Raw genomic sequence first — 23,581 nt, 5'->3', positions numbered from 1 at the left:
CGCCGTGGTCAGGCACGGCGTTCGCCCCGCGACTTGAGCTGGTCCAGCAGCACGGCGGCCAGCAGGATGAGGCCGCGCACGAGGTACTGGTAGAAGGCGTCGACGTTGAGCAGGTTCATGACGTTCTCGACCGTGCCCATGATGAGCACGCCGATGACGACGCCGAAGATGCGCGCCTTGCCGCCCTGCAGAGACACGCCGCCCAGCACACAGGCGGAGATGACGTCGAGTTCGAAGCCGGTGGCGGCATTGGGCTGGCCGCTGGTGATGCGCGCCGACAGGATCAGCCCCGCCAGGGCCGTGACGACGCCCTGCAGCAGGAAGATCCACACGCGCAGCCGCTCCACGCGCACGCCGGCCAGCCGAGCGGCCTCGGGGTTGCCGCCGATGGCCAGGGTGTTGCGGCCGAAGACCGTGTGGTTGAGCAGCACGCCGAAGGCGACGAAGCAGGTCGCGGCCGTCCATACCGGCCGCGGCAGGCCCAGCCAGGCGGTGTCGCCGAAGCTGATGAAGGTCTCATCGGCGATGCCCACCGCCTGGCCCTGCGAAGCGATGAAGGCCAGGCCGCGCACCATCAGCATGGTGGCCAGCGTGGCGATCAGCGCGTTGACGCGCAGATAGGCGATCAGCACGCCATTGCCCGCGCCGATCAGCGCGCCGGCCAGCAGCCCGGCGCCCACAGCCAGGCCCACGCTGCCGGTGCGCTCCAGCACCATGGCCCCCAGCACGCCGGCGAAGGCGATGGTGGAGCCGACGCTGAGGTCGAAGTCGCGCGAGGCCAGGCAGAACATCATGGTGCAGGCCACCATGCCGATCTGCGCGACCGACAGCAGCAGGCCGATGACGTTGGCCGTCGAGAAGAAGTTCTCGACGGTGAAGGCCAGCACGACGAAGAGCAGGCCATAGCCCAGCGTCATGCTGTGCTCCTTGAGCAGGGCGCGGGCGGCGGAATTCATGGCGGGGCGGGGCGTGAGAGTCGTGGTGTTCATGTCAGTTGTCCATTTCCGCAGTCGCGATGCATGAAACCTGCAGCGACCTGCGGCAAGAGAACACAGCCACAGAGGCACAGAGCCACAGAGAGGACTTCATCCCGCTGCCTCTGTGACTCTGTGCCTCTGTGGCTTTGTTTGGTTTTCAATTCAATGCACATGCGCAGGAGGCGCTCGGTCCGGAAGGGCCAGCGCGAGCGCGGCGGTCTCGCTGGCGGCACCGCGCGGCAGCTCGCCGCTGATGCGGCCGTCGCGCATAACGATGAGTCGGTCGGCGATGCCGAGCACCTCGGGCAGCTCGCTGGAGACGACGATGACGCAGCAGCCCGAAGCCGCCACGTCGTGGATGATCTTGTAGATCTCGTTCTTGGCGCCGACGTCGATGCCGCGGGTGGGCTCGTCGAGGATGAGCACCTTGAGCCCCGGCTCGGCCAGCCAGCGCGCGAGGATGACCTTCTGCTGGTTGCCGCCGGACAGCAGGCGGATCTCCTGCTCGCGGCCCGGCGTCTTGATGCGCAACTTGCGGATGAACTCGTCGGCGCGCTCGGCCTCCTGGCGGTGGCGCAGGAAGACGCCGCCGAGCAGGCCGTGGCGGCGGCAGCTGATGTTGATGTTCTCTGCCACTGAGGCATGAGCCAGGATGCCCTGCTCCTTGCGATCCTCCGGGCAGAGCACGATGCCGGCCGCGATGGCTGCCGCCGGGCCGCCGCCGGGCACGGGCTGGCCGTCCAGCAGCACCTCGCCGCCGCGGCGGGCGTCGGCGCCGTAGAGCAGGCGCATCAGCTCGCTGCGGCCGGCGCCCACCAGGCCGAAGAAGCCCAGCACCTCGCCAGCCCTGACGCCGAAACTCAGCGGCACCGGCAGGCGCTCGCTGTGCAGGCCGCGGGCTTCGAGCCGGATGGGGCCCTGGGGGCGGCTGTGGTAGTCGTAGATGTCCTGCAGCTCGCGCCCGACCATGTCGGCGATGAGGCGCTCGCGCTTGACCTCGGCCATCACCTCGTGCGTGACGATCTTGCGGCCGTCGCGGAAGATGGTGCAGGCGTCGCACAGCGCGTACAGCTCTTCGAGGCGGTGCGAGATGTAGATGAGCGTGCGGCCCTCGGCGCGCAGCCGCTTGACCAGGCGGAAGAGGATCTCCGTCTCGCGGTGGGAGAGGCTGCTGGTGGGCTCGTCGAAGGCGATGACCTTGGCGTCCTGCATGACGGCCTTGCAGATCTCCACCATCTGGCGCTGGGCGATGGACAGGTCGGCCAGGCGCGCGGCAGGGTCGAGGTCGACGCCGATGGCGGCCAGCTGCTCCGCGACGCGGCGGCGCGCGGCGCGGTGGTCGACCAGCCCCAGGCGCGTCGGCAGCCGGCCCAGCAGCACGTTCTCGGCCACGGTCAGCTCGGGCACGTACTGCAACTCCTGGTGGATGATGGCCACGCCGGCGGCGATGGCATCGCCCGCCGAGTGGAAATGGCGCTCCTGCCCGTCGATGACCAGCCGGCCGCCGTCGGGGCGGTACTGGCCGCCGAGGATCTTCAGCAGCGTGCTCTTGCCCGCGCCGTTCTCGCCGAGCAGGCCCATCACCTGCCCGGGCCGCGCCTCGAAGCTCACGCCGTTCAGCGCCTTCACGCCGGGGAAGGTCTTGGTGATGTTGTCGAACTGCAGGGAGGACATGTCAGTTGACCTCGCAACACTGCAAAACACAGCCACAGAGACACAGAGGCACAGAGAAAGTGGTCGAGATCGCAGAGGACTCTCTGTGTCTCTGTGCCTCTGTGGCCGTGTTCCTGGGCGGTCGAAGTACAAGCCGCTTCATCTCACAGCCCCATCTGCCGCCGGATCTCGACGAGGTTCTGCCGGGTCATCAGCACGCCGCTGGTCAGCGTCAAGGGCGGCGGCGCCTTGCCCTGGGTGGCCCATTCGTAGACGGCCACGACCGTCTCGTAGCCGTGGCGCTTGGGGCTGATCAGCACGGTGCCGAAGAAGGCCGTGGGCGTGGGCTTGGTGAATTCGTTGAGCGCCGTCTGGCTGCCACCGATGCCGACGGCCAGCATGGCGTCGTGCTTGATGCCGCGGCCCTCGGCGGCGCGCACGGCGCCCAGGGCCGCTTCGTCGTTGAGGCCGAAGGCGACCCAGTGCTTGAACCTGGCGTTCTTGGTGAAGGCGATGTTGGCCGCGTTGAAGGCACTCTCGGTGTCGGTCTTGGCCTGGGGGGCGTCGACGACGTTGCCGGCAGGCAGGCCGGCGGCCTTGAGCGCATCGACGGCGCCCGTGGTGCGGTCGCGGGCGGTGGGCAGCTGGTCGAAAGCCACGCGCAGCGCGCCGACCTCGTCGAGCTTCCAGCCCCGCGCCTTCGCCTCGGCAGCCAGGGCCTGGCCGACCTGCTTGCCGATCTCGTAGCCCGAGATGCCCATGTGGGGGATGTCGGCGATGGGCTTGCCGGCGCCGTCGACGAGCTGGTCGTCCACCGACATGACCTTGAGGTTGTGGCGCTTGGCCGCGCGGTTCACGGCCACGCCGAGCTTCACGTCGGGCGCGCAGATGACGAAGCCGGCGGCCTTCTGCGCCGCCAGGTTGTCGATGGCGGCCATCATCTTCTCGCCGTTGGGGATGCCGATCTTCACGAGGGTGAAGCCCTTGTCCTTGGCGGCCTGCTCGGCGAAGCGCCATTCGTCCTGGAACCAAGGCTCCTCGGCCTGCTTGACCAGGAAGCCGATCTTGACCGGCTCGGCGGCGTGCAGGGCCAGCGGGGCGGCCAGCAGGGCGAGGGCGAGGGCGGCGCAGAGGCGTCGTTGCTTGTTCATCGGGGTCTCCTTCTATCGGTCTTGATCGTCGAACAGGGTGTCGGGCACGCCCAGGGCCTGCGGCAGGCGCAGGCCGAAGAGGCTGCCCGACAGCGGTTGCGCGGCCAGGGCCTCGCGGTCCAGCTCGGCGCGGGCGGTGGTCAGCATGAGTCGGTCCAGGCCCTCGCCGCCGAGGGCGGGGCAGGTGGCGTGGGCGGCCGGGGCGGTCATCGCGCCCATGAGCCGGCCGTCGGGGTCGTAGCGCGCCACGCGGCCGGCGCCCCATTGCGCATTCCACAGGCAGCCCTCGGCGTCGATGACGGAGCCGTCCGGCCAGGCGTCGGGGCGGTCCATCTCGGTGAAGGGGCGGATGCGGTCGACCTGGGCCGTCTCGGCGTCGTAGTCGCACTGCAGGATGCGCCGGGTGGGCGTGTCGCAGAAGTACAGGGTGCGGCCGTCGAGGCTGAAGCAGATGCTGTTCGCGATGGCCACCGCCGGCAGGGCCAGGCGGCGCAGGCCGTGCCGCAGCGAGTACTGGTAGAAGCTGGCGATGGTCGACCTGGGCCGGCGCTCCACGGCCTCGTTCATCGTGCCGAAGACGAAGTAGCCGCGCCGGTCGGTGCGGCCGTCGTTGATGCGCGTGCGCGGCTCGGCGGCGTCGACGGGGGCCACGGTCCGCAGCTGGGCCAGCTCCGGCCCGTCACCCGGCGCGGCCATGGCCAGGCGCTTGGCCAGGCCGAGCAGCAGGCGGCCCGAGCGGCAATGGGCGAAGCAGCCGAGGCGGTCGGGCAGGCGCCAGGACGCCGGCGCCGTCTCGCCGGGCCGCCAGGCGTGCAGCATGGCCGCCTCGATGTCGGTCCACCACCAGCGGCCGTCGTGCCACAGCAGGCCCTCGCCGAGGGTGGCGTTGCACGGCAGGGCGAGGTCGAGGGCGGTGTCGGCCATCATCGACGCCCCCAGGCGATGGCGACGCGGCGCAGGGGCAGCAGGCGCGCACCGCGCAGCTCGGCGACCTGCGTCTGGCCCTCGGCGAAGGCCGGCCGGTGCGCGGCGTCGATGTAGATGGGCGCGTCGGCCTGCAGCGGCAACACGCTCAGGCTCAGCGTCTGGCCGGGCGCGAGATCGAACTGCCGGAGGCCGACCTGCCAGCGCTGGCCGTTGTAGTACCAGTCGTCCAGCATCCTGGAACCGGCGAAGAGGCGGCCGATGTCGCCGACGAAGTCCAGCTCCAGCAGCACGTCCTCGGCCCGGGGCGCCAGCGGCCTGGGCAGCTGCAGCGACCAGGTCGCCGCGCTGCCGAAGGCCTCGGGGGCGGGCTGCAGCGCGGCGCCGGCGGGGCCGCCCTTGAGCACGGGCGGCGCCTTGCCCGCCGGCCGTGCGGCCGTGACCCGCAGGCTGGGTTCGCTGGCGTCGGCCTTGAACTCCAGGCGCTGCAAGGCGCCGTCCTGGCGCGTCAGCAGCCCGGCGGCGCGCGGCTTGGGCAGGGGCGGGAACACGGCTGCGCGCAGCGGCTGCGTGGCCAGCCCGCGCAACTGCAGCTTGCCGTCGGCCACCCAGGCCTGCTGCTCGCTGAAGACGAGGCGGCGCTGGCCCGCCACGTCCAGGACCTGCAAGCGCGCCAGTTCCTCGGTCGACAGCAGCAGCACGTTGACCGGGCGCCCCTTGGACTTGCCGATGGCCAGCATCTGCGCGCCCTCGGACGACATCGTCCTGACGCCGTCCGCCAGCGCGAACTCGGCCGCGATGCCGGGCGTGGGCGCGAAGACATGCACGATGCCCAGCGCGCCCGCATCCAGCCGGGCCACGGGCTGGGCGGTGGCGTAGCGCAGTGGCACGCCGTCGAGGTCGAGGTTCAGGGGCCAGACGAAATAGGCGCCGCTGGGGATGTCCACCGGCTGGCTCGGCAGGGTGACCGTGCCGCCGGGCAGCGCGACCTCGAAGCGCACGCCGGCCTGCACGGGCATGGCGTGCTGGCGCACGTGGTTGTTGAAGAAGAGGAAGCCGCGGTCGCCCGATGCACGGACCGACCAGCGCGGCATCTGCAGGTCGGCGGGCGAGGCCGGCACCTGCTCGGGCCGGCGCACCGTCATGGCGGCGAGCGGGCCGCCGTAGTCGTGCAGCAGGTAGTGGAAGGGGCGCAGCCGGGTCAGCACCTCGCGCTGCTGGCCGTCGGGGCCGAGGGGTGCCTGGAAGTCGTAGCTGATGCGCGGCGTGTCGTTGTAGCCGCCGCTCAGGGAGCTTTCCTCCAGGCCCCGGCCGGCCGCCCCCACCGGGTTGCGGCCACCGTGGAACATGTAATAGCCCAGCAGGTTGACGCCCGAGCCGAGCTGCACCGGCAGCATCGACGCGACGTCGTCGGGCGACACCCGCGTGCGGCGCCGGTACATGGCCGGCAGGCCGGCGCCGTACTCCGCGCCGAGGAAAGGCACCTTGTCCTTGTCGGTCTCGGCGGTGCCGGCCCCGCGGGCCCGGGTCTGCGCGCCGAGGTCGCCGCTGACGCGGGTGTCGAAGCGGAAGGCGTAGGTCTCCTTGGGCGCCAGCTCGGTCGTGCTCGTCGCCCAGGGCTCGTCGGGGTAGCCGCCGAAGACGGGCGTGACCTCGCCCGACGGGTAGGCGGCCCCGTCCCAGCCGGTGACGGTGTAGAGCGGCACGTCCAGGCCGGCCTTGAGCGCCAGCGCCTTCAAGGCGCGGATGTGGTCCTCGCCCCGGCCCGGGCCGCGGAGGTTGTATTCGTTCTCGATCTGCACGCCGATGACGGGGCCGCCGTCCTTCCACAGCAGGCCCTTGAGCTGGGCGCCGATCCCGGCGTAGAGGCGCTCGACGTGGGCCATGTACTCGGCGTCGTTGCTGCGCGTGGGCATGGCGTCGACGACCCAGTCGGGGATGCCGCCGTGGCGCGACTCGCCGTGCGCCCAGGGGCCCAGGCGCACCACCACCTGCAGTCCCGCGGCCTGGGCCAGCTGCACGAAGCGACGCAGGTCGCGGTTGCCCTTCCAGTCGATGGCGCCGGGCCGCTCCTGGTGGTGGTTCCAGAACACATAGCTCGCGACGATGTCGATGCCGGCGGCCTTCATCAGCCGCAGCTCGGTGTCCCACTGCGAGGCGGGGGCACGGCTGTAGTGGTACTCGCCCATGACGGGCAGCCAGGGCTGGCCGTCGCGCAGCAGGTACCGGCTGTTGACCGCCAGCGTGTGGCCCTGGGGCGTGCGCGTGGTGCCGAGCTTGAGGTAGCCGGTCTGCGGCGCCGGCACCGGCGCCCGGGCATCCAGCTTCAGCAGCGTGTCCGCTCCCGCGGCAGCGCCGAGGGCCGTCAGCAGCAGCGCCGCGCCGAGCGGGAGGATGCGGGCCATGGGCGGTCCTTCGGCCTCGGCGTTCCCGTCAGAGCGCGCCCCAGGCCTGCACGAAGGCGCGAGCCCGCCGGCCCACGTCATCGGCCGCCATGCCGGGGCTGTACAGCGCCGAGCCCAGGCCGAAGCCGGCCGCCCCGGCCTGGCGGTAGACGGCCATGGTCTCGGGCGTGATGCCGCCGACCGGCAGCAGCCGCAGCTCGCGCGGCAACACGGCGCGCATGGCCTTGAGCACCGTGGGCGTGACAAGTTCGGCCGGGAAGAGCTTGAGGGCGTCGGCGCCGGCCTGCACGGCGGCAAAGGCCTCGGTCGGCGTGGCCGCGCCAGGGATGCAGGCCAGGCCCCGCTGCTTGGCGGCCCGGATGACGGCCGTGTCGGCATGCGGCATGACGATGAGGCGCCCGCCCGCGGCCTCGACCTCGGCCACCGCCTCGGTGCTGAGCACGGTGCCGGCGCCGATCAGGGCGTCGGCCGGCATGCGGCGCGCGAGGCGGCCGATGGACTCCGTCGCCTGCGGCGAGTTCAGCGGCACCTCGATGACGCGGAAGCCCTCGGCGTACAGGGCGTCGGCGATGGCCTCGACCTCGTCGGGCCTGACGCCGCGCAGGATGGCGACGAGGGGGAGCTGCTGGAGTGCGGAGGCGAGCATGGTCAGATCAGTTTCATGGTTTGGGCCAGCCGCCACAGGCCTGCGGGCGCGGTGTTGTCCAGCAGCAGCGGCGCCGGCTGGCCGAAGCGGGCGAGGGCCTGGGCATAGCGTGCGCACAGGGCCGGGTCGCCGACCAGGGCCAGTCGCTGCGGGGCACGCTTCAGCTCGCCGGCGATCTCGTGGCCGATCAGCAGGCCGGAGAGGTAGTCGGGCAGTTGCTCGGGCGCGAGCTGCTTGAAGAGGCCCAGGGTGCGCACGGCGAAGAGCTGGTGGGCCAGGCCGCCGTCTTCACGCGCGGCATCCACGCCTTGCACGAAGGCCTCGGGCGAAGCCGGCGAGCTGCCGTCGGCAGGCATCAGCCGGGCCAGCACCGAATGCTGGCGCAGCAGCGCGAAGAGCTCACCGGTCATGTGGGTGGCGAAGCCGGTCACCCGCCCGGCCGCCACGCGTGCCCATTTGGAATGTGTGCCCGGCAGCACCAGGCAGGCGTCGCCGGCCAGTTCGGGATGCAGGGCGAGGGCGCCGAAGATCTGCGTTTCCTCGCCGCGCATGACGTCGGGCGTGGCGATGTCGTCGACGAGGCCGGGAATGATGTACAGCCGCTCATGGACCTGCGGCGCCCTGGCGGCGAGTTCGGTGGCATCAGCGGGGCAGGCGACGTAGGGCGCCTCGCGCCAGCCGTGCTGGCTGCCCACCATGCCGCAGGCCAGCAGCGGCAGCGCCGGCTGGGCCGTGCGCCAGTCGCCCACCAGCGTAGCCAACGCTTGCTCGAAGGCCTCGGTGCCGGACAGCGTCGACGCGCCCGCGTCGGACTGGCGTGACAACAGCACCTCGCCGCCAGCGCCGAGCAGGAAGGCGCGCAGCCGCGTGCTGCCCCAGTCCAGAGCAATGAGTTGTGGATCAGCCATGTCAGCGGTCGAAGGCATGGGGTTGCGGGCCGAGCGACGGGCCGTCCCTAGCCGGCCCGCAGGCGATGTGCTCGCGGCTCAACGCCGCGAGCATCGCCGTCCCCTCGGGGGACCGACTGGGCTCGCCGGCGTTCAGCCGGTGCGGGACCAGGCGAGGGGCACCCATCACCATTCGGCAACGCTGCCATCGACGTGGCGCCAGACCGGGTTGCGCCAGTCCGGCGCCGTCTTGCTGGCCTCGATGACACGCTCTTCGTCGATCTCGACGCCCAGGCCCGGCTTGCGCAGCGGGTTGATGAAGCCGTCGGCGATGTGGAAGTCCTCGGGGTTGCTGACGAAGTCCAGCAGCTCCGCACCCTGGTTGTAGTGGATGCCCATGCTCTGCTCCTGCAGCACGGCGTTGTGGGACACGAAGTCCACCGCCAGGCAGGCCGCCAGCGCCACCGGGCCGAGGGGGCAGTGGGGCGCGAAGGCCACGTCGTGGGCCTCGGCCATGGACGCGATCTTGAAGCACTCTGTGATGCCGCCGGCATGCGAGAGGTCGGGCTGCACGATGGCGATGCCGCCGGCCGCGAAGACGCGCTTGAAATCGAAGCGCGAAAACATGCGCTCGCCAGCCGCCAGCGGGATGCTGGTGTGCTCGGCCAGGCGGGGGTACTGCTCGGCCTGCTCGGCCAGCACGGGCTCCTCCACGAACAGCGGGCGGTAGGGCTCCAGGGCCTTCAGCAGCGGCTTGGCCATGGGCGCGGCCACGCGGCCGTGGAAGTCGATGCCGAACTCGATCTCGTGGCCGAAGGCCTCGCGGATCTCGGCGATGCGGGCCACGGCCTCGTCGACCTTGCGGGCGCTGTCGACGATGGCCAGCTCCTCGGTGCCATTCATCTTGAAGGTGTCGAAGCCGCCCTCGCGCAGGCGCTTGATGTCGCGGATGACGTCGGCCGGGCGGTCGCCGCCGACCCATGAATAGACCTTCATCCTGTCGCGCACCAGGCCACCCAGCAGTTCGTGGACCGGCTGGCCCATGACCTTGCCCTTGATGTCCCACAGGGCCTGGTCGATGCCGGCGATGGCGCTCATCAGGATGGGGCCGCCGCGGTAGAAGCCGGCGCGGTACATGACCTGCCAGAGGTCGTTGATGCGGGACGGGTCCTGGCCCACGAGGTAGTCGGCCAGTTCGTGCACGGCCGCCTCCACGGTACGGGCCCGGCCCTCGATGACCGGTTCTCCCCAGCCGACGACGCCTTCGTCGGTCTCGATCTTCAGGAACATCCAGCGCGGGGGGACGCGGTAGGTCGTCAGCTTGGTGATTCGCATGGGCTAGGCCGCTTCGGTGAACGGAATCCAGCTTAGGCGCCGGCGCTAGTCGTGAAATATGGATTTTTTCGCTTTTTCTATATCGATTCGGGATATCTCCGGCGGAGAGCGCCGAGTTACAGCATCGTGCCATGCGAGCGATGCATAGGGTTTACCCTTGCTGACTCGGTACTAACCCTTAGAATGAAGTCGTTGCAATCAAGACGAAAGAGAAAGAAATGGAACTGCTTCTGATCACCCTCGCCGTGTCCGCCATCGCCCTGCTGGGCCAGCTCGGCGACACCATCACCTTCGGCGACAACACCGCCATTTCCGCCTGAGGCGCGACGCCTCACGCAGCCGCCGCCCGGCGGCTCAGGGGTGGAGGTCGGCCCGGATCTCGTCCACCAGGCGGTGGATGTCCGCGAAATCGAAGGGCTTGAGCAGGGCGCGCACGTGCGGCCCGAAGTCGGCCAGCCGGTTGCCCATCGGGTAGCCCGACGAGAACACCACCCAGGCCTCGGGTGAACGCCGCAGCACGGCGCGCGCCAGGTCGATGCCCGACATGCCTGGCAGGCTGACGTCGGTGATGACGACGTCCACCTCGCCCGGCGCATAGCAGGCCAGCGCGTCTTCCGCCGTCGCGAAGGCGCGGATTTCCAGCCCCTCCTCCTCCAGCATCCAAGCCGTCTGCTCGCGCAGGTCCTCGTTGTCCTCGACGAAGAGGGCGCGCAGGGCGACGGCATCCTTGCGCCCGCCTTGGACGGGCGGCGTGCCCGCCGCCTCGGCAGCCGGCGCCGGCGCGAGCCGGTGCGCCCCGAGCTGAGCCACGGCGCGCACCAGCAACATCGGCGACACCGGCTTTTGCAGACAGCGCTGGTAGCCCGCGCCCAGGGCCGCATCGCGGTCCTCGTTGCGGACGAAGGCCGTCACGGCGGCGGCCGGCAGCACCTCCGCCGTCAGCCCGAGTTCCCCGCGCACCCGGCGGATCAGGTCGTAGCCGTCCATGCCCGGCATGCCCAGGTCGCTGAGCAGCAGGTCGAAGCGACGCTCCCGCAGCAGCTCCAGCGCCGCCTCGGCCGATCCGGCCGTGGTGACCAGCGCGTCATGCTCGGTCAGCAGGCGCGCGTGCACCTCCAGCACGTCGGCATGGTCGTCCACCACCAGCACACGCAGCCCGGCGATGGAGGCCTCGCCGCCCTCGATGTCGCCCTCCATCCAGCCCGAGCTGCCGAAGCGCAGCGGCGAGTGGCTGGCCCGCGGAAAGCGCACGATGAAGGCGGCCCCCTGCCCCGGCCCGGCGCTCCTGGCCGACACCTCGCCGCCGTGCAGCTCGGCCAGGTTCTTGACGATGGACAGGCCCAGGCCCAGGCCGCCATGCAGGCGCGCGTCGGCACCGTCGGCCTGGCTGAAGCGGTCGAAGAGCCGCGGCATGAACTCGGCGGCGATTCCCTGGCCGGTATCGCTGACGACGAGTTCCACGGACTCCGCCTGCACCGCGGTCGCCAGCGTCACGCGCCCCCCGGCGGGCGTGAACTTCATCGCGTTGGTGAGCAGGTTCATGACGATCTGCATCAGCCGGCTGGGGTCGCCGAACATCTCGGCCGGCTCGGCCGCGGCGCGCAGCTCCACCTCGAGCTGGCGCGAATGCGCGGTCGGCCGCGCCGTCTCGGCCGCGGCGGCGGCGATCTCGCCGAGGTCGACGCGCTGCATGTCGATGCGCAGCTTGCCGGCGACGATGCGGCTCATCTCCAGCAGGTCCGAGACCAGGAAGGACTGGGCCTGGGCATTGCGGGCGATGGCCTGGATGCCGCGCTGCAGGGTCAGCGGCTCGATGCCGGGCTGGGCCAGCACGTTGGCCCAGCCGATGATGGCCGCCAGCGGCGTTCGCAGCTCGTGGCTCACCGCGGCGACGAACTGCTCCTTGGCGTGGGCCGCGTGCTCGGAGGCGCTGCGGGCCGCCTGCTCGGCCGCCAGCAGCTGTTCGCGGCGCAGCTGCAGCTCGCGCCGGTCCGTCACGTCGTGGAAGTAGACCGACAGGCCCTCCTCCGACGGATAGCAGTGGCATTGCAGCCAGCGCTCGCCGACGCCCGAGGCGGTACCGTCGAAGAAGGCCTCGAAGGACACGGCCTCGTGGCCGCCGACGGCCCGCTGGAAGCCGGCCTCGAACTCCGAGCTGCGAAAGACCTCGCGCCGGTGCCGGCCGACCAGCTCGTTCGCATGCCGCCCCAGCAGCAGGGCGCCTTGTTCGTTGGCATAGCCGATGTGCCCGTCGGGCTCGATGAGGAGCAGGCCGTCGGTGATGCTGCTCAGCGTGGCCTGGAGCTTGCGGTCGGCCTGCAGCAGGGCCTCGGTGCGCTCGACGACGCGCCGCTCCAGCGTCTCGTTGAGTTCGCGCAGCCTCTCCTCGGCGCGGCGGCGCTCCTCCACCTCGGCCAGCAGGGCGGTGTTGGCGCGCTGGATCTCGCGCGTCTTGCGGTGCAGCTCGGCGAACACCGCCACCTTGGAGCGCAGGATGGTCGGGTTCACCGGCTTGTTCAGGTAGTCGACGGCGCCGGTGCCGTAGCCCTGCAGGCGGTGCTGGTCCTGATCGAAGTAGGCGGTCAGGAAGATGATGGGCAGGTGGGCGGTCTTCTTGCGCTCCTTGATCATCTGCGCCAGCTCCAGGCCGTTCATGTCGGGCAGCTGGATGTCCAGCACCATGACGGCGAACTCGTCGGCCATCAGCGCGCGCAGCGCCTGGTCGGCGGACAGGGCGCGCACGACGCGGTAGCCCGGGTCGTCGAGCACCGTCTCCAGCACCAGCAGGTTGGCGGGCTCGTCGTCGACGATGAGCACGTTGATGCGCTGGCCGTCGTCCACGGCGGTGTCGGGGCGTGCGGCGAGGCGGGGGGAAGTGGTCACGGTCATCAGCGGTGCAGCCACACGCGCATCAGCGACAGCAGCTGGGCGGTGTTGACCGGCTTGGAGATGTAGTCGCTGGCGCCCGCCTCCAGGCATTTCTCGCGGTCGCCCTTCATGGCCTTGGCCGTGAGGGCCAGCATGGGCAGGTTGCGGAACTCCGGATGGGCGCGGATCTCGCGCATGGTCTCGTAGCCGTCCATGTCCGGCATCATGATGTCCATCAGCACGAGGTCGAGGTCAGGCGTCTTGCGCACGATCTCGATGGCCGCGCGCCCGCTGGTGGCTGTGAGCACCTGCATGTCCTGGTTCTCCAGCAGCGTCGTCAGGGCGAAGATGTTGCGCGCATCGTCGTCCACCACCAGCACCTGGCGGCCACGCAGCATCTCGGCGGCGCCGTGCAGGCGCTGCAGGATGTCCTGCTTGTCCTGCGGCAGCTCGGTGATGACGCGGTGCAGGAAGAGGGCCGTCTCGTCCAGCAGCCGCTCGGGGCTCTGCACGTCCTTGAGCACCACGCTCTTGGCCAGGCTGCGCAGCTGCCTGCGCTCCGCCTCGGACAGGTCCTTGCCGGTGTAGACGACCACCGGCACGGCGGCGAGCGAGGGGTCGGCCTGCAGCTGCTGCAGCAGCCCGAAGCCGTTGACGTCGGGCAGGCGCAGGTCGAGCACGACGCAGTCGAAGGCCTGCTCGCGCAACATCCTCAGCGCCTCGGCGCCGGTGCCCACGGCCACCAGCTCGATGTCGTCGTGCCCGAGCAGCTCGACGATGGCGCCGCGCTCGATCTCGTTGTCTTCCACCACCAGCAGGCGCCGCGTGCGCGGCTCGGTGAAGTCGCGGATGCGATCCAGCGCCGCCTCCATGCCCTCGCTGGTGGACGACTTGACGAGATAGGAGAAGGCGCCATGGGCCAGGCCGTGGGTGCGGTCCTCCTCGGCGACGCTGAAGATCTGCACGGGGATGTGGCGCGTCAGCGGGTCGAGCTTGAGCTGGTTGAGCACGGTCCAGCCCAGCATGTCGGGCAGGAAGATGTCCAGCGAGATGGCGGTGGGACGGAAGCGCCGCGCCAGCTCCAGGCCGAGCGCGCCCTTGAGCGCCACCAGGCCCTTGAAGCCGCGGTCGCGCGCCAGCCCCAGCACGATGCGGGCGTACTGCGGGTCGTCCTCGATGATGAGCAGCACCGGCTCGCCTTCGACGATGCTGTCGCGGTCGTCGGCCACCTGGGTCTCGCGCACGAGCGGCACGCCCGGGCGCAGTTGCAGGGCGGGGTCGGGCTCGCTCGGCGGCCGCGCCGTGCGGGCGCTGTCGGAACCGGTGAAGTGCAGCGGCAGGAAGAGGGTGAAGGTGCTGCCCTCGCCGTGGCGGCTGATGAGCTTGATCTCGCCGCCCAGCAGCGTCGCCAGCTCGCGGCTGATGGCCAGGCCCAGGCCCGTGCCGCCGTACTTGCGCGAGGTGCCCGCGTCGGCCTGCTGGAAGGCCTCGAAGATGAGGCGCTGCTTGTCCGGCGCCACGCCGATGCCGGTGTCCTCCACGGCGAAGGCCAGCACCTGCGGCGCCGTCGACAGCACCGGGTGGTCGGCGCTCCAGCCTTCGCGGGCCAGGCTGACGCGCAGCTCCACATGGCCCTGCGAGGTGAACTTCACCGCGTTGGACAACAGGTTCTTCAGGATCTGCTGCAGGCGCTTGGCGTCGCTCTCCATGCTGCGCGGCAGGTCGTCGGCGAAGAGGATGCGCAGCGGCAGGTTCTTGGCCTCGGCGACGTGGCTGAAGTTGCGGTCGATGCTGTCGCGCAGCGTCGCGAACGGGATCTCCTCGATCTCCACCGTCACCGTGCCGGACTCGATCTTGGACAGGTCCAGGATGTCGTTGATGAGGTGCAGCAGGTCCGAGCCCGAGGAGTTGATGTTGCGGGCGAACTCGACCTGCTTGCCGCTGAGGTTGCCGTCGCTGTTGCCGGCCAGTTGCTGGCTGAGGATGAGGATGGAGTTCAGCGGCGTGCGCAGCTCGTGGCTCATGTTGGCCAGGAACTCGGACTTGTACTTGGAGGTCAGAGCCAGCTCGGCTGCCTTCTCCTCCAGCGCGTGGCGGGCCTGCTCGACCTCGGCGTTCTTGCGCTCGACCTCGGCGTTCTGCTCGGCCAGCAGCCGCGCCTTGGTGCCGAGCTGCTCGTTGGTCTCCTGCAGCTCGGTCTGGCGGGACTGCAGCTCCACCGTCAGCTGCTGCGACTGCGCGAGCAGGGCCTCGGTGCGCATGGTCGCCTCGATGGTGTTGAACACCGCGCCGATGCTCTGCGTCAGCAGCTCCAGGAAGGCCAGCGACCCGCTGCTGAAGGGCTGCAGCGTGGCCAGCTCGATGACCGCCTTGGTCTGGCCCTCGAACAGCACCGGCAGCACGACGACGCTGACGCGCTGGGCGCGGCCGAGGCTGCTGGAGATGGCGACGAAATCGGCGGCGATGTCGGCCAGCAGGATGCTGCGCTTTTCGAGCGCGCACTGGCCCACCAGGCCTTCGCCCAGCTCGATGGTGGGCATGAGCTGCACCGTGCCCGACTGGGCGTAGCTGGCCAGCAGGCGCAGCTGCAGGTGCTCGTCGCCTTGGGCGCCGGCCAGGTGGTAGATGGTGCCCTGGTGGGCCTGCACCAGCGGCGCCAGCTCGGCCAGAAGCATGCGGCTGACGGTCTGCAGCTCGCGCTGGCCCTGCAGCATGCCGGTGAACTTGGCGAGGTTGGTCTTGAGCCAGTCCTGCTCGCGGTTGCGCTCCGTGGTCTCCCGCAGGTTGGAGATCATGGTGTTGATGTTGTCCTTGAGCTCGGACACCTCGCCCTTGGCGTCCACCTGGATGGCGCGCGTCAGGTCGCCCTTGGTCACGGCGGTGGCCACCTCGGCGATGGCGCGCACCTGGGTCGTCAGGTTGGCGGCCAGCAGGTTGACGTTGCCGGTCAGGTCCTTCCACGTTCCGGCTGCGCCCGGCACGTGGGCCTGGCCGCCCAGGCGCCCGTCCACGCCGACCTCGCGGGCCACGTTGGTCACCTGCTCGGCGAAGGTCGCCAGGGTGTCGGTCATGTTGTTGATGGTGTCGGCCAGGGCCGCCATCTCGCCCTTGGCCTGGACGGTCAGGCGCTGGCTCAGGTTGCCGTTGGCCACGGCGGTCACGACCTTGACGATGCCGCGCACCTGTTCGGTCAGGTTGTAGGCCATGAAGTTGACGTTGTCGGTCAGGTCTTTCCAGGTGCCGCCCACGCCGGCCACCTCGGCCTGGCCGCCGAGCTTGCCTTCGGTGCCCACCTCGCGGGCCACGCGCGTGACCTCGCCGGCGAAGGCGTTGAGCTGGTCCACCATGGTGTTGATGGTGTTCTTCAGCTCCAGGATCTCGCCCTTCACGTCCACGGTGATCTTGCGGTTGAGGTCGCCGCGGGCCACCGCCGTCGTCACCTCGGCGATGTTGCGCACCTGGGCCGTCAGGTTGGCGCCCATGGTGTTGACGGAATCGGTCAGGTCCTTCCAGGTGCCGGCCACGCCCGGCACCACGGCCTGCACGCCCAGCCGCCCTTCGGTGCCCACCTCGCGGGCCACGCGCGTCACCTCGGACGCGAAGGCGCGCAGCTGGTCGACCATGGTGTTGATGGTCTCCTTGAGCTGCAGGATCTCGCCGCGCACGTCGACCGTGATCTTCTTTGAGAGGTCGCCGTTGGCCACCGCGATGGTCACCTCGGCGATGTTGCGCACCTGGTTGGTCAGGTTGCTCGCCATGGAGTTGACGTTGTCGGTCAGGTCCTTCCACGTGCCGGCCACGCCGGGCACCTGGGCCTGGCCGCCGAGCTTGCCCTCGGTGCCCACCTCGCGCGCCACGCGGCTCACCTCGGAGGCGAAGGCGCCGAGCTGCTCGACCATGGTGTTCATGGTCTGCTTGAGCTGCAGGATCTCGCCCTGCACGTCCACGGTGATCTTGCGGCTCAGGTCGCCGCGGGCGATGGCGGTGGCCACGTCGGCGATGTTGCGCACCTGGTTGGTCAGGTTGGACGCCATGGAATTGACGTTGTCGGTCAGGTCCTTCCACACGCCGGCCACGCCCGGCACGGCGGCCTGGCCGCCGAGCTTGCCTTCGGTGCCCACCTCGCGGGCCACGCGCGTCACCTCGGACGCGAAGGCGCGCAGCTGGTCGACCATGGTGTTGATGGTCTCCTTGAGCTGCAGGATCTCGCCGCGCACGTCCACGGTGATCTTCTTGGACAGGTCGCCGTTGGCCACGGCGATGGTCACGTCGGCGATGTTGCGCACCTGGCCCGTCAGGTTGGAGGCCATGGAGTTGACGTTGTCCGTCAGGTCCTTCCACGTGCCGGCCACGCCGGGCACCTGGGCCTGGCCGCCGAGCTTGCCCTCGGTGCCCACCTCGCGCGCCACGCGGGTCACCTCGCCGGCGAAGGCGTTGAGCTGGTCCACCATGGTGTTGATGGTGTCCTTGAGCTCCAGGATCTCGCCGCGCACGTCGACCGTGATCTTCTTGGACAGGTCGCCGTTGGCCACGGCCGTGGTCACCTCGGCGATGTTGCGCACCTGGCCCGTTAGGTTGGTGGCCATGGCGTTGACCGAGTCGGTCAAGTCCTTCCAGGTGCCGCCCACGCCGGGCACGACGGCCTGGCCGCCGAGCTTGCCGTCGGTGCCCACCTCGCGGGCCACGCGGGTCACCTCGGAGGCGAAGCCGTTGAGCTGGTCGACCATGGTGTTGAGCGTGTTCTTCAGCGCCAGGATCTCGCCCTTGACCTCCACGGTGATCTTGGACGAGAGGTCGCCCCGGGCGATGGCGGTGGCCACGTCGGCGATGTTGCGCACCTGGCCCGTCAGGTTGGAGGCCATGAAGTTGACGTTGTCCGTCAGGTCCTTCCACACGCCCGCCACGCCGGGCACGGCGGCCTGGCCGCCGAGCTTGCCCTCGGTGCCCACCTCGCGCGCCACGCGGCTGACCTCGGAGGCGAAGCCGTTGAGCTGGTCCACCATGGTGTTCAGGGTGTTCTTCAGCTCCAGGATCTCGCCCTTCACGTCCACCGTGATCTTCTTGGACAGGTCGCCATTGGCCACGGCCGTGGCCACGTCGGCGATGTTGCGCACCTGGCCCGTCAGATTGGAAGCCATGGAGTTGACGTTGTCGGTCAGGTCCTTCCACGTGCCGGCCACCCCGGGCACCTGGGCCTGGCCGCCGAGCTTGCCGTCCGTGCCCACCTCGCGCGCCACGCGGCTGACCTCGCCGGCGAAGCCGTTGAGCTGGTCCACCATGGTGTTGATGGTGTTCTTCAGCTCCAGGATCTCGCCGCGCACGTCCACGGTGATCTTCTTGGACAGGTCGCCGTTGGCCACGGCCGTGGTCACCTCGGCGATGTTGCGCACCTGGGCCGTCAGGTTGGTGGCCATGGCGTTGACCGAGTCGGTCAGGTCCTTCCAGATGCCGGCCACGCCGCGGCCCTGGGCCTGGCCGCCGAGCTTGCCGTCGGTGCCCACCTCGCGCGCCACGCGGGTCACTTCGGAGGCGAAGCCGCCGAGCTGGTCCACCATGGTGTTGATGGTGTTCTTCAGCTCCAGGATCTCGCCGCGCACGTCCACGGTGATCTTCTTGGAGAGGTCGCCGTTGGCCACCGCCGTCGTCACCTCGGCGATGTTGCGCACCTGGCCCGTCAGGTTGGAGGCCATGAAGTTGACGTTGTCCGTCAGGTCCTTCCACGTGCCCGCCACGCCGGGCACCTGGGCCTGGCCGCCGAGCTTGCCGTCCGTGCCCACCTCGCGCGCCACGCGGCTGACCTCGCCGGCGAAGCCGTTCAACTGGTCCACCATGGTGTTCATGGTGTTCTTCAGCGCCAGGATCTCGCCCTTGACCTCCACGGTGATCTTCTTGGAGAGGTCGCCGTTGGCCACGGCCGTGGCCACGTCGGCGATGTTGCGCACCTGGTTGGTCAGGTTGCTCGCCATCGAGTTGACGTTGTCCGTCAGGTCCTTCCAGGTGCCGGCCACGCCCGGCACCTGGGCCTGGCCACCGAGTTTGCCTTCGGTGCCCACCTCGCGGGCCACGCGGGTCACTTCGGACGAGAAGCTGTTGAGCTGGTCGACCATGGTGTTGATGGTTTCCTTCAGCTCCAGGATCTCGCCCTTCACGTCGACGGTGATCTTGCGGCTGAGGTCGCCCCGCGCGACGGCGGTCGTCACCGTGGCGATGTTGCGCACCTGGGCCGTCAGGTTGGTGGCCATGGCGTTGACCGAGTCGGTCAGGTCCTTCCAGGTGCCGGCCACGCCGGGCACCACGGCCTGGCCGCCCAGGCGCCCGTCGGTGCCCACCTCGCGCGCCACGCGGGTCACTTCGGAGGCGAAGGAGCGCAGCTGGTCCACCATGGTGTTGGTGGCTTCCTTGAGCTGCAGGATCTCGCCGCGCACGTCCACGGTGATCTTCTTGGACAGGTCGCCGTTGGCCACGGCGATGGTCACGTCGGCGATGTTGCGCACCTGGGCCGTCAGGTTGCCGGCCATCTGGTTCACGGAGTCCGTCAGGTCCTTCCACACGCCGGACACGCCCTTCACCTGGGCCTGGCCGCCGAGCTTGCCCTCCGTGCCGACCTCCCGCGCCACGCGGGTCACTTCACTCGTGAAGACCGACAGCTGCTCGATCATGGTGTTCACCAGCCGCGCCGAGCGCAGGAACTCGCCCTTGAGCTCGCGGCCGTCCACCATCAGCTCCATCGACTGGCTGAGGTCGCCCTTGGCCACGGCGCCGATGGTGCGGGCGATCTCGGCGGTCGGCCGCACCAGGTCGTCTAGCAGGGTGTTGATGGACTCGACCTTGACCGCCCAGCCGCCGAGCGATCCGGGCAGCGACATGCGGTGCTTGAGCCGGCCTTCCTTGCCCACCGTCGCGCTCAGCCGCGCCACCTCGGCGGCGATGCGGGCCTCCTGCGCGGTGATCTGGTTGAAGGCGGCAGCGATCTGGCCGTCGACGTCGCTCCAGTCGGTGGGCAGCCGGACGGTGAAGTCGCCGTCGCGGAAGGCCACCAGCGCCGCCAGGATCTGGCGCGAGCGGGCAAGGCCGGGCTCCGTGACAGGCTGCGGCGAGGCCGGTGCGGCGGCGCCTGCCGGGGCTGCGGTGACTGCCATGGGGGCTGCGGTGGCCCGTGTCCTGCGAGTTCGCGGCGCGGTCGTGGAGCTCATGGTGCGCTCAGTCCTGGTGACGGAGTTGGAACCCGGCGCACCAGCACTAACTGCTTAGGCATGCGGTGCGCTGGAGCGGCGGCCGACTCTATCAGGGAGCCTCGTGCCTGGAGGCCGGCCGGCGGGGGCCGCCCGCCCCTCGGCCGCACGGCAATTTTTCTCGCTTCCCGGCCTTGTTGCCAATTGCTACGGATGCCGGACGCCAAGCCTCGATAACGCACGCGCGCCGCGCCGGGCGGGCCGGTAGTCTCGCCTTCAACCTAATCCACCCGTTCACCGCACCGCCCCACACCATGGACAGCGCCAGCAACTCACCCAGCCCCCGCCTGCGCCAGAAGCTCCTCATCGCAGCCGCCACCGCGCTGGTGCTGCTCGGCGCCCTCTTCCTGTCCCGGCTTCAGGAGCGCACCGCCAGCGAGATGCAGGCGCGCAAGAACGCCACCGCCCAGGTCTTCGAGCGCGCGCCCGAGCAGTGGCTGGCCCACCCGCGCGAGGCGTCGGAGTTCGAGCGCTCGGTGCGCGCCGGCGAGGTGGCGGCCGTCGGCGTCAGCGGTCCCGTCGTGCTCTATACCGACCGCGCCGGCCACCAGCTCAGCACGCGGCTGATCGATTGCGGCTTCAACTGCAAGAACGAGTTGGGCTCGCACCTGGGCGAACTCAGCCTCGCCCAGGGCTTCGCCCTCACCGACATCGACGTCGACCCGCGCACCGCCGGCCAACGCCTCATCCAGTCGCTGGACCATGCCATGGGCGTGATGGCGCCGCTGCTGGCCTTCGTCGGCGTGGCCGGCCTGCTGATCTGGTTCCAGATGCGCGGCACCCTGGGCGCGCGCACCCGGCTGGCGGAAAAGCCCCGCACCCGCTTCGACGACGTCATCGGTGCCGACGAGGCCAAGAAGGCCCTGCGCCGCGTCGCCGCCTTCATGAAGGACCCCAGGCAGTACGTCGCCGTCGGTGCCCGCGCGCCGCGCGGCGTGCTGCTGGACGGCCCTCCGGGCACCGGCAAGACCCTGCTGACCAAGGCCCTGGCCGGCGAATGCGGCGCCAGCTTCATCAGCGTGGACGGCTCCCATTTCAGCTCCATGTTCTACGGCGCCGGCATCAACAAGGTGCGCGAGCTGTTCAAGAAGGCCCGCGAGGCGGCGCCCTGCATCATCTTCATCGACGAGATCGACGGCATCGGCCGGCGCAGCAGCGGCAAGGAGGCGCCCGGCGGCGGCGAGCAGGAGCAGAACCGCATCATCAACCGCCTGCTCGTGGAGATGGACGGCTTCTCGTCGCTGGACAACGTCGTCGTCATCGGCGCCACCAACCACGTCGACAACGTCGACGAGGCCATGCGCCGCCCCGGCCGCTTCGACCTCGTGGTGCGCACCAGCCTGCCCACCGCGCCCGAGCGCGAGCAGCTCTTCGGCCTCTACCTCGGCCAGGTCAAGGCCACCGAGGGCATGGACCTGCCCTCCATCGCCCGCACCGCGGTCGGCATGTCGCCGGCCGACATCGCCAACTGCGTCAACCGCGCCGCGGCCTATGCCGCCGAGGCTGGTGAGACCCGGGTCAGCCAGGAGCGCGTCTACCAGTCCCTCGAGACCCACCAGCTCGGCGGCGAGGTGTCCAACACCAAGAGCGTCATCACGCCCGAGACGCTGCGCCGCATCGCCTTTCACGAGTCCGGCCACGCCCTGGTGGCCCATGTGCTGGATGCCGGCAGCGTCGAGCGCGTCAGCATCGAGCCGCGCGGCCCGGCCCTGGGCGTGACCTACGTGACCCGCCCGAACGAGGAGCCGCTCTACGGCGAACGCGAGCTGCGCTCCCGCCTGGCCATGATGCTGGCCGGCCGCGAGGCCGAGCTGATCGCCTTCGGCAACGCCTCGTCCGGCGCGGCCGACGACCTCAAGCGCGCCTCCGAACTCGCCACCAACATGATCGGGTCGCTCGGCTTCGGCAAGACCTTCGGCCTGCTCAGCATGGCCGGCGTGCCGCGCGAGCTGATCGGCCCCGATGTGCAGAAGTCCCTGCTCGACGAGTCGCGCCAGTTGCTCGAAGCCGCCCAGGCCGAGTGCCGCCGCGTGCTGGAGGACAAGCGCGAGCGCCTCGAGGCGCTGGCCGAACTGCTGCTGGGGCAGGAGACGGTGAGCGGCGCGCCGCTCAAGGACGTGCTCAGCGGCGAAGCCCTCGCAACGGCCTGAGCCGGACCGCCAGGCTCCGCCCGGTCAGGGCGTCAGCGTCGGCGCGAAGGGATGGGCCCTCATGAACCGCCCGAGCTCCGGCAGCCGCTGTTCGGCCTCGGCGCGAAGCTCGTCGTGCGAGAACCCCGCCAGCGACCGCAGCCACATCCAGCCCATCTGAGCCCGGATCAGCAGCTGCTCGCCGGCGAGCCAGGTGCGTGAGTCCGCCGCGTCGATGCCCTTGGCCACCCATTCCATGCCGCGCTCGGCGTCCTGCTCGGCCCAGCGGCGCACCGCCTCGAGATAGTCGGCCTCGCAGGCCTTGCCCAGGGCGCCGGCCGGCGTCTGCTGGAAGACCACCTGTCCCGGTCGGCCGACGGGAGCCGGCTCGGGCGGCGCCGCCTCGCTGCCGGCCTGGTCGGTCGGCGTGCCGGCATCGGCCCGCAAGGCGGGAGAGACCTTGTAGCGGCCGAGCATGTAGCGTTCATCCTCGCTGGCCTGGTCGACGAATTCCTGGCTCGTGACCGGCGTGGTACGGGGTGTCGCGAAATACCAGAAGAGCCGGTTGCGACCGCCCAGTCCGATCTTGCCGGCCGGCCCGACGGCGCCGTTGCCGCCCGGTGCGCCAGGCGGCGCGCCGTTGGCGACCAGTTCCGGCACCTGCCGCGGCACGGCCGACGCCCAGCGCACGGTCACGGTCCCGCCGTGGCCGCCTCGCCCGCCGCGACCACCCTGGCCGGCATTGCCGCCCTTCTTCGCATCGCCGCCGCGCTCGCCATAGGCGATCTGCACGCCCTGCACGTCGCGGCCGCCGCCCATCACCGGGCTGGTCTCTTCGTGCAGCAGCGCCGCGCCGTAGGGGCCGGCGGGCGCGGCGGGCCAGACCTGGGTGAAGGAGCCGTCCTGCCCGTCCTTGCCGCGGCGCGGTTCATAGCCATTGCCGCCGTGCTGGCCGCGCCCGCCCGGCGAGCCGTTGGCCAGCACCGTGAGCCGGCCGCTGATGCGGTCCACGTTCAGGCTCAGCCCGCCCCCGTCGTGGCCGTCACCACCGGCCTCGCCGGGCTGGCCGTCCGGCTGGTCGGGGGTGCCGCGCAAGGCCGGCGGCGCCGAGCGCGACTCGTGGTTGGGTAGGGCCGGCGCGCCGCTGAGGTCGAGCACGCCGTCCTCGCCCTCCACCTCGCGCGCCCAGATGACCAACTTTCGGCCCGGCAGGCAGACCTTGCCGCAGACCTGCACCGTGTCGGCGTGGATCAACACCTCGAGGGCGCCGTCGAAGGGATCGGTGCCGCCCTCCAGGCGCACGATGGGCATGCTGACCCGCATCGGCCCCGGGGCCGCGCCGTTCGCTGTTTCGGCCATGCCGTTCTCCTTGGC

At 70.5% G+C, this 23,581-nt stretch carries 12 protein-coding genes; 1 reads left to right on the top strand and 11 read right to left on the bottom strand.

All coding sequences use genetic code 11. The features are described from left to right. Nucleotides 1-8: 8 nt before the first annotated feature. The 10 genes from araH to LXT12_RS08470 all read right to left on the bottom strand — a co-directional run bounded on the left by araH (nt 9) and on the right by LXT12_RS08470 (nt 19,985). Nucleotides 9-989, bottom strand: a complete 981-nt coding sequence (gene araH / locus LXT12_RS08515; RefSeq protein ID WP_255763526.1) for an L-arabinose ABC transporter permease AraH — start codon at nt 987-989, stop codon at nt 9-11. Nucleotides 990-1,139: 150 nt separating this feature from the next. Then, nucleotides 1,140-2,651, bottom strand: a complete 1,512-nt coding sequence (gene araG / locus LXT12_RS08510; protein WP_233391125.1) for an L-arabinose ABC transporter ATP-binding protein AraG — start codon at nt 2,649-2,651, stop codon at nt 1,140-1,142. Between the two features lie 143 nt (nt 2,652-2,794). Next, nucleotides 2,795-3,781 carry an arabinose ABC transporter substrate-binding protein gene (locus tag LXT12_RS08505; RefSeq protein ID WP_233391123.1) on the bottom strand — a complete coding sequence of 329 codons (987 nt, stop codon included), beginning with the start codon at nt 3,779-3,781 and terminating at the stop codon, nt 2,795-2,797. Nucleotides 3,782-3,793: 12 nt separating this feature from the next. Further along, entirely contained in the window at nt 3,794-4,708 is a 915-nt protein-coding gene (locus tag LXT12_RS08500; protein ID WP_233391122.1) for an SMP-30/gluconolactonase/LRE family protein, read from the bottom strand. Then, nucleotides 4,705-7,110 (bottom strand): beta-galactosidase, encoded by a 2,406-nt coding sequence (locus tag LXT12_RS08495; RefSeq protein ID WP_233391120.1) that lies wholly within the window; start codon nt 7,108-7,110, stop codon nt 4,705-4,707. The genes LXT12_RS08500 and LXT12_RS08495 overlap by 4 nt, the downstream gene beginning before the upstream one ends. A 28-nt stretch (nt 7,111-7,138) precedes the next feature. Next, a complete protein-coding gene (locus tag LXT12_RS08490; RefSeq protein WP_233391118.1) occupies nt 7,139-7,756 on the bottom strand; it encodes a 2-dehydro-3-deoxy-6-phosphogalactonate aldolase in 618 nt (205 codons plus the stop codon). Nucleotides 7,757-7,758: 2 nt separating this feature from the next. Then, the gene (locus tag LXT12_RS08485) at nt 7,759-8,664 is read right to left on the bottom strand and encodes a 2-dehydro-3-deoxygalactonokinase (protein ID WP_233391117.1); all 906 of its coding nucleotides are present in this window, start codon (nt 8,662-8,664) and stop codon (nt 7,759-7,761) included. 165 nt (nt 8,665-8,829) lie between these two features. Then, nucleotides 8,830-9,978, bottom strand: coding sequence for a galactonate dehydratase (gene dgoD / locus LXT12_RS08480; protein WP_233391116.1), 1,149 nt, complete (start codon nt 9,976-9,978; stop codon nt 8,830-8,832). A 354-nt stretch (nt 9,979-10,332) separates the two neighbouring features. Further along, nucleotides 10,333-12,861, bottom strand: coding sequence for a response regulator (locus tag LXT12_RS08475; protein WP_233391115.1), 2,529 nt, complete (start codon nt 12,859-12,861; stop codon nt 10,333-10,335). Between the two features lie 5 nt (nt 12,862-12,866). Beyond that, entirely contained in the window at nt 12,867-19,985 is a 7,119-nt protein-coding gene (locus LXT12_RS08470) for a HAMP domain-containing protein (RefSeq protein ID WP_233391114.1), read from the bottom strand. 347 nt (nt 19,986-20,332) lie between these two features. Between LXT12_RS08470 and LXT12_RS08465 the strand changes: the two genes are divergently transcribed. Continuing rightward, nucleotides 20,333-22,228 (top strand): AAA family ATPase, encoded by a 1,896-nt coding sequence (locus tag LXT12_RS08465; RefSeq protein WP_233391113.1) that lies wholly within the window; start codon nt 20,333-20,335, stop codon nt 22,226-22,228. A gap of 24 nt (nt 22,229-22,252) precedes the next feature. Here LXT12_RS08465 and LXT12_RS08460 read toward each other — a convergent pair whose 3' ends face one another. Then, nucleotides 22,253-23,566 carry a hypothetical protein gene (locus LXT12_RS08460; protein ID WP_233391112.1) on the bottom strand — a complete coding sequence of 438 codons (1,314 nt, stop codon included), beginning with the start codon at nt 23,564-23,566 and terminating at the stop codon, nt 22,253-22,255. Nucleotides 23,567-23,581: the final 15 nt, after the last annotated feature.

The sequence above is a fragment of the Pelomonas caseinilytica genome (genome assembly GCF_021353235.1).
In the GTDB taxonomy this organism is placed as follows: Bacteria; Pseudomonadota; Gammaproteobacteria; order Burkholderiales; family Burkholderiaceae_C; genus Pelomonas; species Pelomonas caseinilytica.
The sequence above is the reverse complement of the archived record's forward strand: the minus strand, read 5'-3'. Positions and strand labels throughout refer to the sequence as shown.